Source organism: Mycobacterium tuberculosis H37Rv (assembly GCF_000195955.2).
Taxonomy (GTDB): domain Bacteria; phylum Actinomycetota; class Actinomycetes; order Mycobacteriales; family Mycobacteriaceae; genus Mycobacterium; species Mycobacterium tuberculosis.
This window is the reverse complement of record NC_000962.3, coordinates 1,618,114-1,634,795: the sequence shown is the minus strand read 5'-3', so window position 1 is coordinate 1,634,795 and position 16,682 is coordinate 1,618,114. Positions and strand designations below refer to the sequence as shown.

The window sequence follows — 16,682 nt, the reverse complement described above, 5'->3', positions numbered from 1 at the left end:
GCTAGCCGCAATGCCACGAGCCGATAGTAGGGCGAATGTGCACTGTGCACAGCAGATTCGTGCTGGTTATGGGGATTTTGACCTGGAATCGGACAAGGTGGCGGCGCGACCCTTATCTGGCAGGAGTGTGACCTGCCGAAGGGGCAGGGGCGTGGCGGGAGGTCTGTGATGTCGTTGGTGATCGTGGCCCCGGAGACGGTGGCGGCCGCAGCCTTAGATGTGGCGCGCATCGGGTCATCGATCGGCGCGGCCAATGCGGCGGCGGCGGGGTCGACCACCAGCGTGCTGGCCGCGGGCGCCGATGAGGTGTCGGCGGCGATCGCGACGCTGTTTGGCAGCCATGCTCGGGAGTATCAGGCGATCAGCACGCAGGTGGCGGCGTTTCATGACCGATTTGCGCAGACGTTAAGCGCCGCGGTCGGCTCGTATGTCAGCGCGGAGGCGACCAACGCCGCACCGTTGGCGACGCTGGAGCACAACGTGCTCAATGCCCTCAATGCGCCCACCCAGGCGTTGCTGGGTCGCCCGTTGATCGGTGATGGGGCGGCTGGAGCACCCGGCACCGGGCAGGCCGGCGGGGCCGGCGGGATCTTGTGGGGCAACGGTGGGGCCGGCGGCTCGGGCGCGCCCGGCCAAGTCGGCGGGGCCGGCGGGGCCGCCGGGTTGTTCGGCACCGGCGGGGCCGGTGGGGCCGGTGGGGCCGGCGCCGCCGGTGGGGCCGGGGGTAGCGGCGGCTGGCTGCTGGGCAATGGTGGAGTCGGCGGGGCCGGCGGGCAGAGCCTGCTGGGCGGGGCAACCGGCGGGGCCGGCGGCAACGCCGGACTGTTCGGGGTCGGCGGAACCGGCGGGCCCGGCGGGCCCGGCGGGCCCGGCGGGGTCGGCGGTACCGGTGGTGCCGGTGGCCTGGGCGGGACCCTCTACGGGGCCGGCGGGCACGGAGGTGCCGGCGGGCCCGGCCCGATCGGTGGTGTGGGTGGACACGGCGGTGTCGGGGGTGCGGCCGGGCTGTTGGGCGTGGGCGGGCACGGTGGTGCCGGCGGACACGGCGCGGAGGGTGTGGCCGGCGCAGCCGGTGAGGACTTGTCCCCGCACGGTACGTCCGGTGGGGTCGGCGGCGACGCCGGCGATGGCGGCACCGGAGGGCGGGGCGGCTGGCTGGCCGGCGCCGGTGGGGCCGGCGGGGCCGGTGGGGTTGGCGGGACCGGCGGGGCCGGCGGGGCCGGATTTTCTCGTGCCTTGATTGTCGCTGGGGATAACGGCGGTGACCCCGGCGCCGGCGGGGCCGGAGGCACCGGCGGAGCCGGCTCCACGATCGGTGCCCACGGCGCGGCCGGGGCCAGCCCCACCAGCGGCGGCAACGGCGGGGCCGGCGGCAACGGCGCCCACTTCTCATCGGGCGGCAAAGCCGGCGGTAACGGCGGGGCCGGCGGGGCCGGCGGGCTGGTCGGCAATGGCGGCGCCGGAGGTGCCGGCGGCAACGGCGCCCCCGGTGCCCCGCCTTCTGGCGGCGACCCTAACGGCGGTGGCGGCGGAGCTGGCGGCGCTGGCGGTAAGGGCGGCGACGGCGGAGCCCAAGCAGGCGACGGCGGTGCTGGCGGCGCCGGCGGTAAGGGCGGCAACGGCGGCAACGGCGCCACCGGCGCCACCGGCCTTAACGGCCTGGGGGCAGGCGCGGATGGCACCGACGGCGGCAAGGGCGGCAACGGTGGAGCCGGCGGTGGCGGTGGAGCCGGTGGGCAAGGCGGTAAGGCGCTTGCAGCCACCCACCAGGACGGCAGCATGGGTGCCGGCGGGGCCGGCGGAAACGGCGGCGCCGGCGGCATGGGCGGTGATGGCGGCAACGGTGCCAAGGGCACGTTCGATAACGGCGGCGATGGAGTTGGTGGCAACGGCGGCAACGGCGGTAGCCGCGGCATCGGTGGTGCTGGTGGGATCGGCGGCGCCGGATCCACCGCGGGTGCAGACGGTGCCCGCGGCGCCACCCCGACCAGCGGCGGCAACGGCGGCACCGGCGGCAACGGCGCGAACGCCACCGTCGCCGGCGGGGCCGGCGGGGCCGGCGGCAAGGGCGGCAACGGCGGGCTTGTTGGTAATGGCGGGGCCGGCGGCAAAGGCGGGGACGGCATGGCCGGTGTCGCCGGTTCCTCGCCCACCACCGCGGGCGAATCCGGCACGAGCGGCCAGAACGGCGGGGCTGGCGGGGCGGGCGGGGCCGGCGGCCGGGGCGGAGACTTCGGGGGCGACGGCGGGACCGGTGGGGCCGGCGGCAACGGCGCCAACGGCGCCAACGCCACCACGCCGGGCGCCAAGGGCGGCGACGGCGGCCACGGCGGGCCCGGCGCGCAAGGCGGTAACGGCGGCCAAGGCGGGCCCGGCGGTTTGGCGGGGAACCTCTTTGGCCAGAACGGAATCCAGGGTGTCGGCGGGTCCGGCGGCAAAGGGGGGGCCGGCGGGCTCGCCGGTGACGGCGGCAACGGCGCCAACGGCAACTTCGCCTTCGGCGATGGTAACGGCGGTCACGGCGGTAACGGCGGTAACCCCGGCGCCGGCGGGCAGGGCGGTAGCGGTGGCGCCGGCTCTACCCCAGGCGCCAAGGGCGCCCACGGCTTCACTCCAACCAGCGGCGGCGACGGCGGCGACGGCGGCAACGGCGGCAACTCCCAAGTGGTCGGCGGCAACGGCGGCGACGGCGGCAATGGCGGCAACGGCGGCAGCGCCGGCACGGGCGGCAACGGCGGCCGCGGCGGCGACGGCGCGTTTGGTGGCATGAGTGCCAACGCCACCAACCCTGGTGAAAACGGGCCAAACGGTAACCCCGGCGGCAACGGTGGCGCCGGCGGGGCCGGCGGGGCCGGCCTGAACGGCGGTAACGGTGGCGCCGGCGGCAACGGCGGCCTCGGCGGATTCGGCGGCAACGGCGCCGCCGGTGCCAACGGCGTGGCCGTGGGTGCGCCCGGACAACCCGGCGGTGCCGGCGGGCACGGCGGCGCCGGCGGCAACGGCGGGGCCGGCGGCAACGGCGGTCAAGGCGTAGTCAGCGACGGCGCGGGCGGTGCCGGTGGGGCCGGCGGCGACGGCGGTGCTCCCGGTGACGGGGCCAACGGCGGCAACGGCCAGGGAGCAGGGGCCTTCGCCGGCGGCGGCGGCGGGCGAGGCGGCGACGGCGGCAACGCCGGCAACGCCGGTGCCGGCGGCCCCGGCGGCACCGGCTCCACCGCAGGCAAGGCGGGGCCGGCCGGCAGCATCCTGCACGACGGCGGCAACGGCGGTCACGGCGGCCACGGCGCTGCCAGCGGCGGAAACGGCGGCCCCGGCGGCCACGGGGGTAACGGCGGTAACGGCGGCACCGGCGCCAACGGCGGCAACGGTGGCATCGGCGGGACTGGCGGCGCCGGCAGCACCGGCGCCAAGGGCGTCCTCGGCACCAACGAGGGCGATGGCGGTGACGGCGGCAGAGGCGGCAACGGCGGCAGAGGCGGCAACGGCGGCCAAGGCCTCACCGGAGCCGGCGGCAACGGTGGGACCGGCGGGACACCCGGCAACGGCGGCAACGGTGGCAACGGCGCCAGTGGCGACCTTGTCACCTCACCTGGTGACGGCGGCGGCGGGGGCCGCGGAGGCGATGCAGGACGCGGAGGCGATGCAGGACTTGGCGGTTCCAGCGGCCCAGGTGGCACCCCCGGCGACTGGGGCACCGGCGGCACCGGCGGCACCGGCGGCACCGGCGGCCAGGGTGCCAACGGCGGCCTCACCGGCGGCAGAGGCGGCACTGGCGGCAACGGCGGCAACGGTAACACCGGCGGCACCGGCGGCGCTGGCGGCACCGGCGGCACCGGCCACAACGGCTCTCAGCCTGGGATGGGTGGCAACGGAGGTGCGGGCGGCTTTGGCGGCAATGGTTTTGCCGGCGTCGGTGGCCGGGGCGGGATGGGTGGCTCCGGGGGCACCGGCGGCACCGGCGACGCGGGGCCCTTTGGAACAGGCACCGGTGGGACCGGTGGCCACGGGGGGCAGGGCGGTGGCGGCGGCTTCAGCATCCTCCTTGGTCTCGGCGGTCTCGGCGGCCTCGGTAGCCCGGGGTCCATCGCCACAGGTACCGCCGGCGGCGCCGGTGGCGGCGGTGGCTTCGGCGGGCTCGGCGGCGGCGAATTCGTGTAGACCCCGAGGCTCGCCACGCCGGCATGCCGCGATGCTTCTTCCGGTCGGGCGGTACCCACCAACATCCCGCCATGGGATCGGCAGGCGCACCGGCTTGCCCGGCTCGCCGACGCGAGGCCCGGCGAACAGCATCACCAGCGCCGGCCAACCGATGATGCCGGTGATCGCCGACCAACCGATTATCACCGCGATTAAGCCGGCCGCCCGACCCGCACCACACTTCTGCGACGTACGGTGTTCGACGTAGCCCCAGCAGCAGAGCCGCAGGGTCGATGACGGTGATTTTTCGGCATATCGGCACCGAATGCGAAGCGTGGGTAGCGCGCGGGTTACGTTTCACAGGGCCCGGATGGGTACCCGGATATGCGGCACTGCAAGCGCCGGGATTCCCGCACTAGGGTGAGGACTGATCATCTTGCTGACTCGAGGACTGAATTTGTGACCACACTCGAAGAGATCTCCGCGCTTACCCGACCGCGCCATCCCGACTACTGGACCGAGATCGATTCGGCTGCCGTCGACACCATCCGGGTATTGGCCGCCGATGCCGTCCAAAAGGTCGGCAACGGTCATCCTGGAACGGCGATGAGCCTGGCTCCGTTGGCCTACACGCTGTTTCAGCGGACAATGCGTCACGATCCCAGCGACACACACTGGCTGGGCCGCGATCGGTTCGTTTTGTCGGCCGGGCACAGCAGCCTGACCCTCTACATCCAGCTCTACCTCGGCGGCTTCGGCCTGGAACTGTCCGACATTGAGTCGTTGCGCACCTGGGGATCCAAGACCCCCGGACACCCGGAGTTCCGCCACACCCCCGGCGTTGAGATCACCACCGGCCCGCTGGGGCAGGGACTGGCGTCGGCGGTCGGGATGGCGATGGCCTCGCGCTACGAGCGCGGCCTGTTCGACCCGGACGCCGAACCGGGCGCCAGCCCCTTCGACCACTACATCTATGTCATCGCCTCCGACGGTGACATCGAAGAAGGGGTGACCTCGGAGGCGTCGTCGCTGGCCGCGGTCCAGCAACTGGGCAACCTCATCGTGTTCTACGACCGCAACCAGATCTCGATCGAGGACGACACCAACATCGCGCTGTGTGAGGACACCGCGGCCCGCTACCGCGCGTACGGCTGGCACGTGCAAGAGGTTGAGGGCGGTGAGAACGTCGTCGGCATCGAGGAGGCCATCGCCAATGCGCAGGCGGTCACCGACCGGCCCTCGTTCATCGCGCTGCGCACCGTCATCGGCTATCCGGCGCCGAACCTGATGGACACCGGCAAGGCGCACGGCGCGGCGCTGGGCGACGACGAGGTGGCCGCAGTCAAGAAGATCGTCGGCTTCGATCCGGACAAGACGTTCCAGGTCCGCGAGGACGTCCTCACCCACACCCGAGGGCTGGTGGCCCGCGGCAAACAGGCCCACGAACGCTGGCAGCTCGAATTCGATGCCTGGGCGCGGCGTGAACCCGAGCGCAAGGCGCTGCTGGACCGGCTGCTCGCGCAGAAGTTGCCCGACGGCTGGGACGCCGACTTGCCCCACTGGGAACCGGGGTCCAAGGCGCTGGCCACCCGTGCGGCCTCGGGTGCGGTGCTGTCCGCGCTCGGGCCGAAACTGCCCGAGTTGTGGGGCGGTTCGGCCGACCTGGCGGGCAGCAACAACACAACGATAAAGGGCGCCGACTCCTTTGGCCCGCCCTCGATTTCCACCAAGGAGTACACCGCGCACTGGTATGGTCGCACCTTGCACTTCGGTGTTCGCGAGCACGCGATGGGTGCCATCCTGTCCGGCATCGTGCTGCACGGACCCACCCGGGCTTACGGCGGCACCTTCCTGCAGTTCTCCGACTACATGCGCCCGGCGGTGCGGCTGGCGGCGTTGATGGACATCGACACCATCTACGTCTGGACGCACGACTCGATCGGCCTCGGCGAAGACGGGCCCACCCATCAACCGATCGAGCACCTCTCGGCGCTGCGCGCGATCCCCCGGCTGTCGGTGGTGCGCCCGGCAGATGCCAACGAGACAGCCTACGCCTGGCGCACGATCCTGGCCCGCCGCAACGGCAGCGGGCCGGTCGGGTTGATCCTGACCCGCCAGGGTGTGCCGGTGCTGGACGGCACCGACGCCGAGGGGGTTGCCCGCGGCGGTTACGTGCTGAGTGACGCCGGTGGTCTGCAACCGGGCGAGGAACCCGACGTCATTCTCATCGCCACCGGCTCGGAGGTGCAGCTGGCGGTCGCGGCGCAGACGTTGCTGGCGGACAACGACATCCTCGCTCGGGTGGTGTCGATGCCGTGCCTGGAGTGGTTCGAGGCCCAACCCTACGAGTACCGCGACGCGGTGCTGCCCCCGACGGTGTCGGCGCGGGTGGCCGTCGAAGCCGGCGTCGCGCAATGCTGGCACCAGCTGGTTGGCGACACGGGCGAGATCGTCTCGATCGAGCACTACGGCGAATCCGCGGACCACAAGACCTTGTTCCGCGAGTACGGCTTCACTGCCGAGGCCGTGGCCGCCGCCGCCGAACGAGCGCTGGATAACTGAGGAAGGGTGATTACCGATGACCGCTCAGAACCCCAACCTGGCCGCATTGAGCGCCGCGGGGGTATCGGTGTGGCTGGATGACCTGTCGCGGGACCGGCTGCGCTCGGGCAATCTGCAGGAGCTGATCGACACCAAGAGCGTCGTCGGGGTGACCACCAACCCGTCGATCTTTCAGAAGGCGCTGTCGGAGGGCCACACCTACGACGCCCAGATCGCCGAGCTGGCCGCGCGCGGCGCCGACGTGGATGCCACCATCCGCACCGTCACCACTGACGACGTGCGCAGCGCGTGCGACGTGCTGGTCCCCCAGTGGGAGGACTCCGACGGGGTCGACGGCCGGGTGTCGATCGAGGTCGACCCGCGGCTGGCACACGAAACCGAAAAAACGATCCAACAGGCAATCGAGCTGTGGAAGATCGTCGACCGGCCGAACCTTTTCATCAAGATCCCGGCCACTAAGGCCGGTCTGCCCGCCATCAGTGCCGTTCTGGCGGAAGGGATTTCGGTCAACGTTACGCTGATCTTCTCCGTGCAGCGGTACCGCGAGGTGATGGACGCCTACCTGACCGGGATGGAAAAGGCCCGGCAAGCCGGACACAGCCTGTCCAAGATCCATTCGGTGGCATCGTTTTTCGTCTCCCGGGTGGACACCGAAATCGACAAGCGGCTGGACAGAATCGGCTCGCGGCAAGCGCTCGAACTGCGCGGCCAGGCCGGTGTCGCCAATGCCCGCCTGGCCTATGCCACCTACCGGGAGGTCTTCGAAGACAGCGATCGTTATCGGTCCCTCAAGGTCGACGGCGCCCGGGTCCAGCGCCCGTTGTGGGCTTCCACCGGCGTGAAGAACCCCGATTACTCGGACACCCTCTACGTCACCGAGTTGGTCGCCCCACACACCGTGAACACTATGCCGGAAAAGACAATTGACGCCGTCGCTGATCATGGCGTGATCCAAGGCGACACGGTCACCGGAACTGCATCCGATGCCCAGGCGGTGTTCGACCAGCTGGGGGCGATCGGCATCGACCTCACCGACGTGTTTGCCGTCCTCGAGGAGGAAGGCGTGCGGAAGTTCGAGGCCTCCTGGAACGAGCTACTCCAGGAAACCCGGGCGCATCTCGACACCGCTGCCCAATGAAACCGGCCCACGCCGCGGCGTCGTGGCGCAACCCGCTACGAGACAAGCGGGACAAGCGATTACCCAGAATCGCCGGCCCGTGCGGCATGGTGATTTTCGGCGTCACCGGCGACCTGGCCCGCAAGAAGGTGATGCCGGCCGTCTACGATTTGGCCAACCGCGGCCTGCTGCCGCCCACATTCTCGCTGGTGGGGTTTGCCCGCCGAGACTGGAGCACCCAGGATTTCGGTCAAGTGGTGTACAACGCCGTCCAAGAGCACTGCCGAACACCGTTTCGGCAACAGAACTGGGACCGGCTGGCCGAGGGATTCCGTTTTGTGCCAGGCACTTTCGACGACGACGACGCGTTCGCCCAACTCGCCGAGACGCTGGAGAAGCTCGACGCCGAGCGCGGCACCGGCGGCAACCACGCCTTCTACCTGGCGATCCCGCCCAAATCCTTCCCGGTGGTGTGTGAGCAGCTGCACAAGTCCGGCCTGGCCCGCCCGCAAGGCGACCGGTGGAGCCGAGTCGTGATAGAGAAGCCGTTCGGCCACGACCTGGCCAGCGCACGCGAGCTGAACAAGGCGGTCAACGCGGTCTTCCCGGAGGAAGCGGTCTTCCGCATCGACCACTACCTGGGCAAAGAGACGGTGCAGAACATCCTGGCGCTGCGGTTCGCCAACCAGCTGTTCGACCCGATCTGGAATGCGCACTACGTCGACCACGTACAGATCACCATGGCCGAAGACATCGGCCTGGGCGGGCGCGCGGGCTATTACGACGGCATCGGCGCGGCCCGCGATGTCATCCAGAACCATCTCATGCAGCTGCTGGCGCTGACCGCGATGGAGGAGCCGGTCAGCTTCCACCCGGCAGCGTTGCAGGCCGAGAAGATCAAGGTGCTCTCGGCCACCCGCCTTGCCGAGCCACTCGACCAGACCACCAGCCGCGGCCAGTACGCCGCCGGCTGGCAAGGCGGGGAGAAGGTGGTTGGGCTGCTCGACGAGGAGGGGTTCGCCGAGGACTCCACCACCGAAACCTTCGCCGCTATCACCCTGGAAGTCGATACGCGCCGGTGGGCCGGCGTGCCGTTCTATCTGCGAACGGGAAAACGATTGGGCCGCCGGGTGACCGAGATCGCTCTGGTCTTCAGGCGGGCGCCGCATCTGCCGTTCGACGCCACCATGACCGACGAGCTGGGCACCAACGCGATGGTCATCCGCGTGCAGCCCGACGAAGGTGTCACATTGCGGTTCGGCTCCAAGGTGCCGGGCACCGCCATGGAAGTCCGCGACGTCAACATGGACTTCTCCTACGGCTCGGCATTCGCCGAAGATTCACCGGAGGCCTACGAGCGGCTCATCCTCGACGTCCTGCTCGGCGAGCCCTCGCTGTTTCCGGTCAACGCGGAGGTCGAACTGGCGTGGGAGATCCTCGATCCAGCGTTGGAACATTGGGCGGCACACGGGACGCCCGACGCCTACGAGGCAGGTACCTGGGGTCCGGAATCATCCTTGGAGATGCTGCGCCGCACCGGCCGGGAATGGCGGCGGCCATAGTGATCCGCGCCGGCGACGATGCAGAGCGAAGCGATGAGGAGGAGCGGCGCAGATGATTGTCGACTTGCCCGACACCACCACCACCGCGGTCAACAAGAAGCTCGACGAGCTGCGCGAAAAGATCGGCGCCGTCGCGATGGGCCGGGTACTCACGCTCATCATTGCGCCGGACAGCGAAGCCATGCTGGAAGAGTCCATCGAGGCGGCCAACGACGCCAGCCATGAGCATCCCAGCCGCATCATCGTAACGATGCGGGGCGATCCGTACGCCGACAGACCGCGGCTGGACGCACAACTGCGGGTCGGCGCTGACGCCGGCGCCGGCGAGTTTGTGGTGCTGCGGCTGTCCGGGCCACTGGCCGGCCACGCCGACAGCGTCGTTATCCCCTTCCTGCTGCCCGACATCCCGGTGGTGGCGTGGTGGCCCGACATCGCACCGGCGGTGCCAGCACAGGATGCGTTGGGCAAGTTAGCAATTCGGCGCATCACCGACGCCACCAACGCAATCGACCCGCTGTCGGCCATCAAGAGCCGGCTAGCCGGCTACGGCGCCGGCGACACCGATCTGGCCTGGAGCCGCATCACCTATTGGCGTGCGCTGCTCACGTCGGCCGTCGACCAGCCGCGACACGAGCCGATCGAGTCGGCGCTGGTGTCCGGCTTGAAGACCGAACCGGCGCTCGACGTCCTAGCCGGCTGGCTAGCCAGCCGGATCGAAGGTCCGGTGCGACGGGCGGTCGGCGAACTCAAAGTCGAGCTGGTGCGCAACAGCGAGACCATCGTGCTAAGCCGTCCCCAGGAGGGAATCACGGCCACCCTGACCCGGACGGGCAAGCCCGACGCTCTGGTTCCTTTGGCGCGCAGGGTAACCGGTGAGTGCCTAGCCGAAGACCTGCGCCGGCTGGACCCCGACGAAATCTACTGCGCCGCGCTCGAGGGAATCAAGAAGGTGCAGTACCGGTGAGCAGTAGCATCGAGATCTTCCCCGATAGCGACATTCTGGTCGCGGCCGCGGGTAAGCGCTTGGTTGGCGCCATCGGGGCCGCGGTGGCGGCCAGAGGGCAGGCGCTGATCGTGCTGACCGGGGGCGGCAACGGGATTGCGCTTCTGCGCTACCTCAGCGCCCAAGCACAGCAGATTGAATGGTCCAAGGTGCACCTGTTCTGGGGCGACGAACGCTACGTTCCCGAAGACGATGACGAGCGCAATCTCAAGCAGGCCCGGCGGGCGTTGCTCAATCACGTCGACATTCCATCGAACCAGGTGCACCCGATGGCCGCCAGTGATGGTGACTTCGGCGGCGATCTGGACGCCGCGGCCCTGGCCTACGAACAGGTGCTGGCCGCCAGTGCCGCACCAGGTGACCCGGCGCCGAATTTCGACGTCCACCTGCTGGGCATGGGGCCCGAGGGCCACATTAACTCGCTGTTCCCGCACAGCCCCGCCGTCCTCGAGAGCACCCGCATGGTGGTGGCGGTCGACGACTCGCCGAAACCGCCGCCACGCCGAATCACCTTGACCCTGCCGGCGATTCAGCGTTCCCGCGAGGTGTGGCTGCTGGTTTCCGGGCCGGGTAAGGCCGACGCCGTGGCCGCGGCCATCGGCGGCGCCGATCCGGTTTCGGTACCGGCGGCCGGGGCCGTCGGGCGTCAGAACACGCTCTGGCTGCTGGACCGCGACGCCGCCGCCAAGCTTCCGAGTTAACCGCGTCAGGGTCATAATGACCGTCATGGCAGACAGAAGCGGCCGCCCCGCGCCCGTGCGACGGCGAATGAAAACCCTCACCCAGGCCGCATTGAACGCCGACAAGACGGTGGAGCAGGTCGAAGACGTCCTGGACGGTCTGGGTAAGACCATGGCCGAGCTGAACAGCTCGCTGTCACAGCTGAACAGCACCGTGGAGCGCTTGGAGGACGGTCTGGACCATCTCGAAGGTACCCTGCACAGCCTGGACGATCTCGCGAAACGGCTCATCGTGTTGGTCGAGCCGGTGGAAGCCATCGTCGATCGGATCGACTACATCGTGAGCCTCGGCGAAACGGTGATGTCACCGCTGTCGGTCACCGAGCACGCGGTTCGCGGCGTGTTGGACCGGCTCCGAAACCGGACCGTGCACGAGCCGACGAACTGAGGCGGGTCATCGAGGAGCTGGAGGTCCCTACGCGTTCTCGCGGAACCCGATGTTCCTCGGCCAGGCAACGATCTGGGCAGGTTGGGCGATCCTCTGTGGCAGGCTCCCGGTAGCCACCGGCCTCGCCGTATTCGTCGGCATTTGGTTCGTCGCGTCTCCGTAAGGCGTTTCAGTGGCCTTCGAGGTCGCGCTTCCCCACCCGAAGACACCGAGTGCGGCGCCTGCGACCACGATGACCGAGAGAAAAGTCAGCGGCCCTGACAGAGCAGCTGCGCGGAATCAGTAGCTTCGCGGCAGCGCCGCGACCATCGCCTCGACCTGGGCCCGGGTGAGAACCGTGATGCTGGAGTCTGATAGTCCCAGAATCCTGTCGATTACCAGGCCGTGCTGAATCTGGTTGTCAGGACAGTGATTGCATGATCTCGGGCTGATCCCTTTACCCACACCTTCCGATGTCACCCGCATCAACAGAGGCCGGAACAAATTCTCGCCCGCATTGACGATCTGCCACCTCTGCATCGCAGAACTCAACCCGGGACGGAACGGCCTTTAGGCAGCCACCGAGGCGAGGGAGACGTAGCCCCACCGCGCCGCGTGGTCGGATACGCTGAACCGGTGCTCATTGAACGGCAAAGCGTCGTCGCCGCACCTGCCGAGCAGGTGTGGCAACGGGTCGTCACCCCGGAGGGCATCAACGATGAGTTGCGCCCCTGGATGACGATGTCGGTGCCTCGCGGCGCGAAAGGGATGACCGTCGACACGGTGCCGATCGGCGCGCCGATCGGACGTGCCTGGCTGCGACTGTTCGGTGTGTTGCCATTCGACTATGACCGGCTCAGCATCGCCGAGCTCGAGCCGGGACGGCGGTTTCGCGAGGATTCGACGATGCTGAGCATGCGGCAATGGCAGCACGAACGCACCGTGACGCCCGAGGGTGACACGAAAACGATTGTCCGCGACCGCATCACGTTCCAGACGCGTGCCGGACTCAGGTTTGCCGCGCCGCTCATCGCGGCAGGGTTGCGCGCGCTCTTCGGTCATCGGCACCGGCGGTTGCAGCGACACTTCGCTCAGGGCTAGTGGCGCACGTGGTGCTCACCCGTGCTGCGACTCGAGCCGACACCAGCAGGGCACACTTACGTCGAGTCGTTCGGTCCATTGCGGCGTTTCGCGCCCAACAAGTCGACGTCCGGCGCTAAGCCAGCCGCGGTGGCTCGTGGGCGCGCACCGGCGGCAGTTCGCCAGTGAACCTCTCGATCTGGACCAAGACATGCTGGCCGGTGCTGCCGTGGGCCAGTGACGACGTGCCGGAATCGTTGCTCAGCGCATTGGGATTGCCGTGCACACACATCGAGTCCGGGTCGCGCGGATCGGCGGGATCGAACCACGCACCGGTGGACAGTTGCACCACCTTGGGCCGTAGCCCGTCGTCGATCACCACACCCGCCAGGCAGGCGCCGCGGTCGTTGAACACGCGCACGATGTCGCCGTCAGTAAGCTCACGGGCCGCGGCGTCATCCGGGTGAATCCGGATCGGTTCTCGTCCACGGATTTTCGATGCCATGCTGGCGCCGCCGTGATCGAGCTGGCTGTGCAGTCGGGTCCGCGGCTGGTTGGCGATCAGATGCAGCGGGTAGCGCGCGGCCCGCGGCCCGCCTAGCCATTCGGACGGTTCATACCAGGTGGGGTGCCCGGCACAGTCCGGCAAGGCAAACGCGTCGACCGTGTCCGAGAAGATCTCGATCCGCCCGCTGGGTGTCCCCAACGGATGGGCCGCCGGGTCGGCCCGGAAATCGGCAAGCCACGTCAAACCGGTTCTGGTCGGTAGTTCCAGCCGGCCGGTCCGCCAGAATTCGGCGAATGACGGCACCGGGAAATCCAGCTCGGCCGACCACTTGTCGTACATGTGCTCGAGCCACTCGCGCGCGCTGCGGCCCTCGGTGAATTGCTTGCCGAACCCCAGCCGGTGGGCCAACGCGGAGAACGTGTGGTAGTCGTCGCGGGCGTTGGCATACGGCGGCACCATCGCAGGCATTGCGATCAAGGTGGGATTGGTCTTGCTGGCGGCGAAGTCGTCGCGCTCGAAACTGGTGGTGGTTGGCACCACAATGTCGGCGTGTTTGGCCATCGCGGTCCAATACTGTTCGTGTACCACGATCGTGTCTACCCGAGACAGTGCACGACGCAGCCGCGGCAGGTTCTGGTGGTGGTGGAACGGATTTCCACCGGCCCAGTAGACGCACTTGATGTCGGGCAGCTCCAGCAATCGGCCGTTGTAGGCCAGCCGCTGGCCGGGCCGCTGCAGCAGCTCACTGATCGCCGCCACCGGAATGAACGTCGACACCGGATTGTTGCCTTGCGGCAATGCCGGCAGGCCGCACGCCAACGGCGGGTTGCCGACGCCGTTGCTGCTGTAGCCGTGACCGAAACCCCCTCCGGGAAGCCCGATCTGGCCCAGCATCGCCGCTAGGGTCGCGGCCATCCACACGGTCTGCTCGCCGTGCTCTATCCGCTGTAACGACAGACTGGTGGTGATCAGAGTCCGGTGCTCGGCCATCCGGCGGGCCAGATCTCGCAGATCGCCGGCGGCGAGCCCGGACAGCGCGGCGGCCCATTCGGGTGTCTTGGGAATCCCATCATCCAGGCCCAGCAGGTAGCGCTCGAAGCGTTCGTAGCCGGTGCAATACCTGCCAAGGAACGCGCGATCGGCCAGCGACTCGGTGGCCAGCACGTATGCCAGCCCGAGCATGATCGCCACATCGGTGCCAGGCACCGGCGCAAGCCAGCGACATCGATCGTCGAGCGGACCGGCGATCGCGGCGATGTCGTCACGTAGCGGGCTGACCGACACCAGCCGACCGCCGCGAGCCCGGTACCGGCCGACGTAGTCGCGGTCCGGATGAGCGGTGGTACCGCCGGGCATCACCGCGGTGTTCTTCACCGGCAATCCGCCGAACGCCACCAACAGCGCGGTGTGGTCGACGATGACATCCCAGGTCGTGGTCTCGGCCAGGGCTTCGAACAGGGCCGCGCCGACGATATGCGGGAAGATCACTTCGGACGCGCCGGCGCTGTAGCTGTGCCGGGATGCGGTGTACCCGCCGAGCATGTTGAGGAACCGGTGCACCTGGCTTTGCGCGTGGTGGAACCGTCCGGCGCTGGCCCAGCCGTAGGAGCTGCCATAGATCGCCTCGTTGCCGTAGCGGTCGACGGTACGGCGCAGCTCGGAAGCCAGCAGCTCGATCAACTCGTCCCAGCTGACCTCCACGAACTCTTCGGCGCCGCGAGCCGAGCTGGGCCCCGGGCCATGCTGCAGCCATCCGCGCCGTACGGCGGGGTTGGCGATGCGGCTGCGGTGACGTACCGCGCCGGGCAGGTTTTGCAGCTGCGGAGCCGGGTTGGTGTCACTGGCGAGCGCGGCCACGGCCGCAATGTCGCCGCCGTGCACCCGAGCGGTGAACACGCCCCAGTGCGTTGCCGACGTATAGACCTGCATTTGCAGCAGTCTAGTGCGGCAACCTAGCAGCTAGTTGAGCTCAGAAATGGTAAGCATGTCGATTGTTTTGCGTCGCAACGATGGCACCAGGTTTTAGACTGCAGCGATGTCGAACGTGATGGTAGTCCCGGGAATGTTGTCAGCGGCGGCAGCGGATGTGGCGAGCATCGGTGCGGCGCTTAGCGCGGCCAACGGAGCCGCGGCACCCACGACGGCTGGTGTCCTGGCCGCCGGGGCCGATGAGGTGTCGGCGGCCATCGCGTCGTTGTTTTCTGGCTACGCCCGCGACTATCAGGCGCTCAGTGCCCAAATGGCCAGATTTCATCAACAGTTCGTGCAGGCCTTAACCGCGAGCGTGGGCTCGTATGCCGCCGCCGAGGCCGCCAACGCCTCCCCCTTGCAGGCCCTCGAACAACAGGTGCTCGCGGCCATCAACGCGCCCACCCAGACACTGCTGGGGCGTCCGCTGATCGGCAACGGCGCCGACGGGCTGCCCGGTCAAAACGGTGGGGCCGGCGGGTTGCTGTGGGGCAACGGCGGGAACGGCGGAGCCGGCGACGCCGCCCACCCCAACGGCGGCAACGGCGGGGATGCCGGAATGTTCGGTAACGGCGGGGCCGGCGGTGCCGGTTACAGCCCGGCGGCCGGAACCGGCGCGGCCGGTGGAGCCGGCGGCGCCGGTGGAGCCGGTGGCTGGCTAAGCGGCAACGGCGGCGCCGGCGGCAACGGCGGTACTGGCGCCAGCGGCGCCGACGGCGGCGGCGGCCTCCCCCCCGTCCCCGCCAGCCCTGGCGGTAACGGCGGTGGCGGTGATGCCGGTGGTGCTGCTGGGATGTTCGGCACCGGCGGCGCCGGTGGGACCGGCGGGGACGGCGGCGCCGGCGGTGCCGGCGACAGTCCTAACAGCGGTGCCAACGGCGCCCGTGGCGGCGACGGCGGCAACGGCGCTGCGGGTGGGGCTGGTGGCCGGCTGTTCGGCAATGGCGGCGCCGGCGGCAACGGCGGCACCGCTGGCCAAGGTGGCGACGGCGGCACGGCGCTAGGCGCTGGCGGCATCGGCGGCGACGGCGGCACCGGCGGCGCCGGTGGTACTGGCGGCACAGCTGGCATCGGCGGCAGCAGCGCCGGCGCCGGCGGCGCCGGCGGCGACGGCGGCGCCGGCGGCACCGGCGGCGGCAGCTCAATGATCGGCGGCAAAGGCGGTACCGGCGGCAACGGCGGCGTCGGTGGCACCGGCGGCGCCAGCGCATTGACCATCGGCAATGGCAGCAGCGCCGGCGCCGGCGGCGCTGGCGGCGCAGGCGGCACCGGCGGCACCGGCGGCTATATCGAAAGCCTCGACGGCAAAGGCCAAGCCGGCAACGGCGGCAACGGCGGCAACGGCGCCGCGGGTGGGGCAGGCGGAGGCGGCACCGGCGCCGGCGGTAACGGCGGCGCCGGCGGCAACGGCGGTGACGGCGGGCCCAGCCAAGGTGGCGGCAATCCCGGCTTTGGCGGCGACGGCGGCACCGGCGGACCTGGCGGCGTCGGTGTGCCCGACGGGATCGGCGGCGCCAATGGCGCGCAAGGAAAGCACGGGTGACCGGTCAGGCCGACTAACCACTGTTTCTGAGCGCGCTGGCCAGCCCGGTCATGGTCAGCAGAATCCTGCGCTGCACCAAGTCGTAATCGGCAATG

The 16,682-nt window shown here is 69.8% G+C and carries 10 protein-coding genes and 2 other annotated features; of the genes, 9 read left to right on the top strand and 1 reads right to left on the bottom strand.

The features are described from left to right. The first annotated feature begins 5 nt into the window (after nucleotides 1-5). Nucleotides 6-1,265: a repeat region (1260 bp imperfect direct repeat 2, first copy at 1637133..1638392), on the top strand. From PE_PGRS27 to Rv1443c, 8 genes are all read left to right on the top strand, one after another. Next, nucleotides 169-4,158: a PE-PGRS family protein PE_PGRS27 gene (gene PE_PGRS27, locus Rv1450c; RefSeq protein ID YP_177812.1), complete on the top strand. Its 3,990-nt coding sequence runs from the start codon at nucleotides 169-171 to the stop codon at nucleotides 4,156-4,158. (Overlaps the previous feature by 1,097 nt.) Before the next feature lie 438 nt (nucleotides 4,159-4,596). Further along, nucleotides 4,597-6,699: a transketolase gene (gene tkt / locus Rv1449c; RefSeq protein NP_215965.1), complete on the top strand. Its 2,103-nt coding sequence runs from the start codon at nucleotides 4,597-4,599 to the stop codon at nucleotides 6,697-6,699. Nucleotides 6,700-6,715: 16 nt separating this feature from the next. Next, entirely contained in the window at nucleotides 6,716-7,837 is a 1,122-nt protein-coding gene (gene tal / locus Rv1448c; protein ID NP_215964.1) for a transaldolase, read from the top strand. Next, nucleotides 7,834-9,378, top strand: coding sequence for a glucose-6-phosphate 1-dehydrogenase (gene zwf2 / locus Rv1447c; protein NP_215963.1), 1,545 nt, complete (start codon nucleotides 7,834-7,836; stop codon nucleotides 9,376-9,378). Before tal ends, zwf2 begins: the two co-directional genes overlap by 4 nt. Continuing rightward, nucleotides 9,378-9,430, top strand: a repeat region (53 bp Mycobacterial Interspersed Repetitive Unit,Class II). (Overlaps the previous gene by 1 nt.) Then, entirely contained in the window at nucleotides 9,431-10,342 is a 912-nt protein-coding gene (gene opcA / locus Rv1446c; RefSeq protein ID NP_215962.1) for an OXPP cycle protein OpcA, read from the top strand. Beyond that, nucleotides 10,339-11,082: a 6-phosphogluconolactonase gene (gene devB / locus Rv1445c; RefSeq protein ID NP_215961.1), complete on the top strand. Its 744-nt coding sequence runs from the start codon at nucleotides 10,339-10,341 to the stop codon at nucleotides 11,080-11,082. The genes opcA and devB overlap by 4 nt, the downstream gene beginning before the upstream one ends. Before the next feature lie 16 nt (nucleotides 11,083-11,098). Then, nucleotides 11,099-11,509, top strand: a complete 411-nt coding sequence (locus tag Rv1444c) for a hypothetical protein (RefSeq protein NP_215960.1) — start codon at nucleotides 11,099-11,101, stop codon at nucleotides 11,507-11,509. Between the two features lie 594 nt (nucleotides 11,510-12,103). Beyond that, entirely contained in the window at nucleotides 12,104-12,589 is a 486-nt protein-coding gene (locus Rv1443c; RefSeq protein NP_215959.1) for a hypothetical protein, read from the top strand. Between the two features lie 115 nt (nucleotides 12,590-12,704). Here Rv1443c and bisC read toward each other — a convergent pair whose 3' ends face one another. Continuing rightward, the gene (gene bisC, locus Rv1442) at nucleotides 12,705-15,005 is read right to left on the bottom strand and encodes a biotin sulfoxide reductase BisC (protein NP_215958.1); all 2,301 of its coding nucleotides are present in this window, start codon (nucleotides 15,003-15,005) and stop codon (nucleotides 12,705-12,707) included. Between the two features lie 106 nt (nucleotides 15,006-15,111). Here bisC and PE_PGRS26 point away from each other — a divergent pair, with 106 nt between their 5' ends. Then, a complete protein-coding gene (PE_PGRS26, locus tag Rv1441c; protein YP_177811.1) occupies nucleotides 15,112-16,587 on the top strand; it encodes a PE-PGRS family protein PE_PGRS26 in 1,476 nt (491 codons plus the stop codon). Nucleotides 16,588-16,682: the final 95 nt, after the last annotated feature.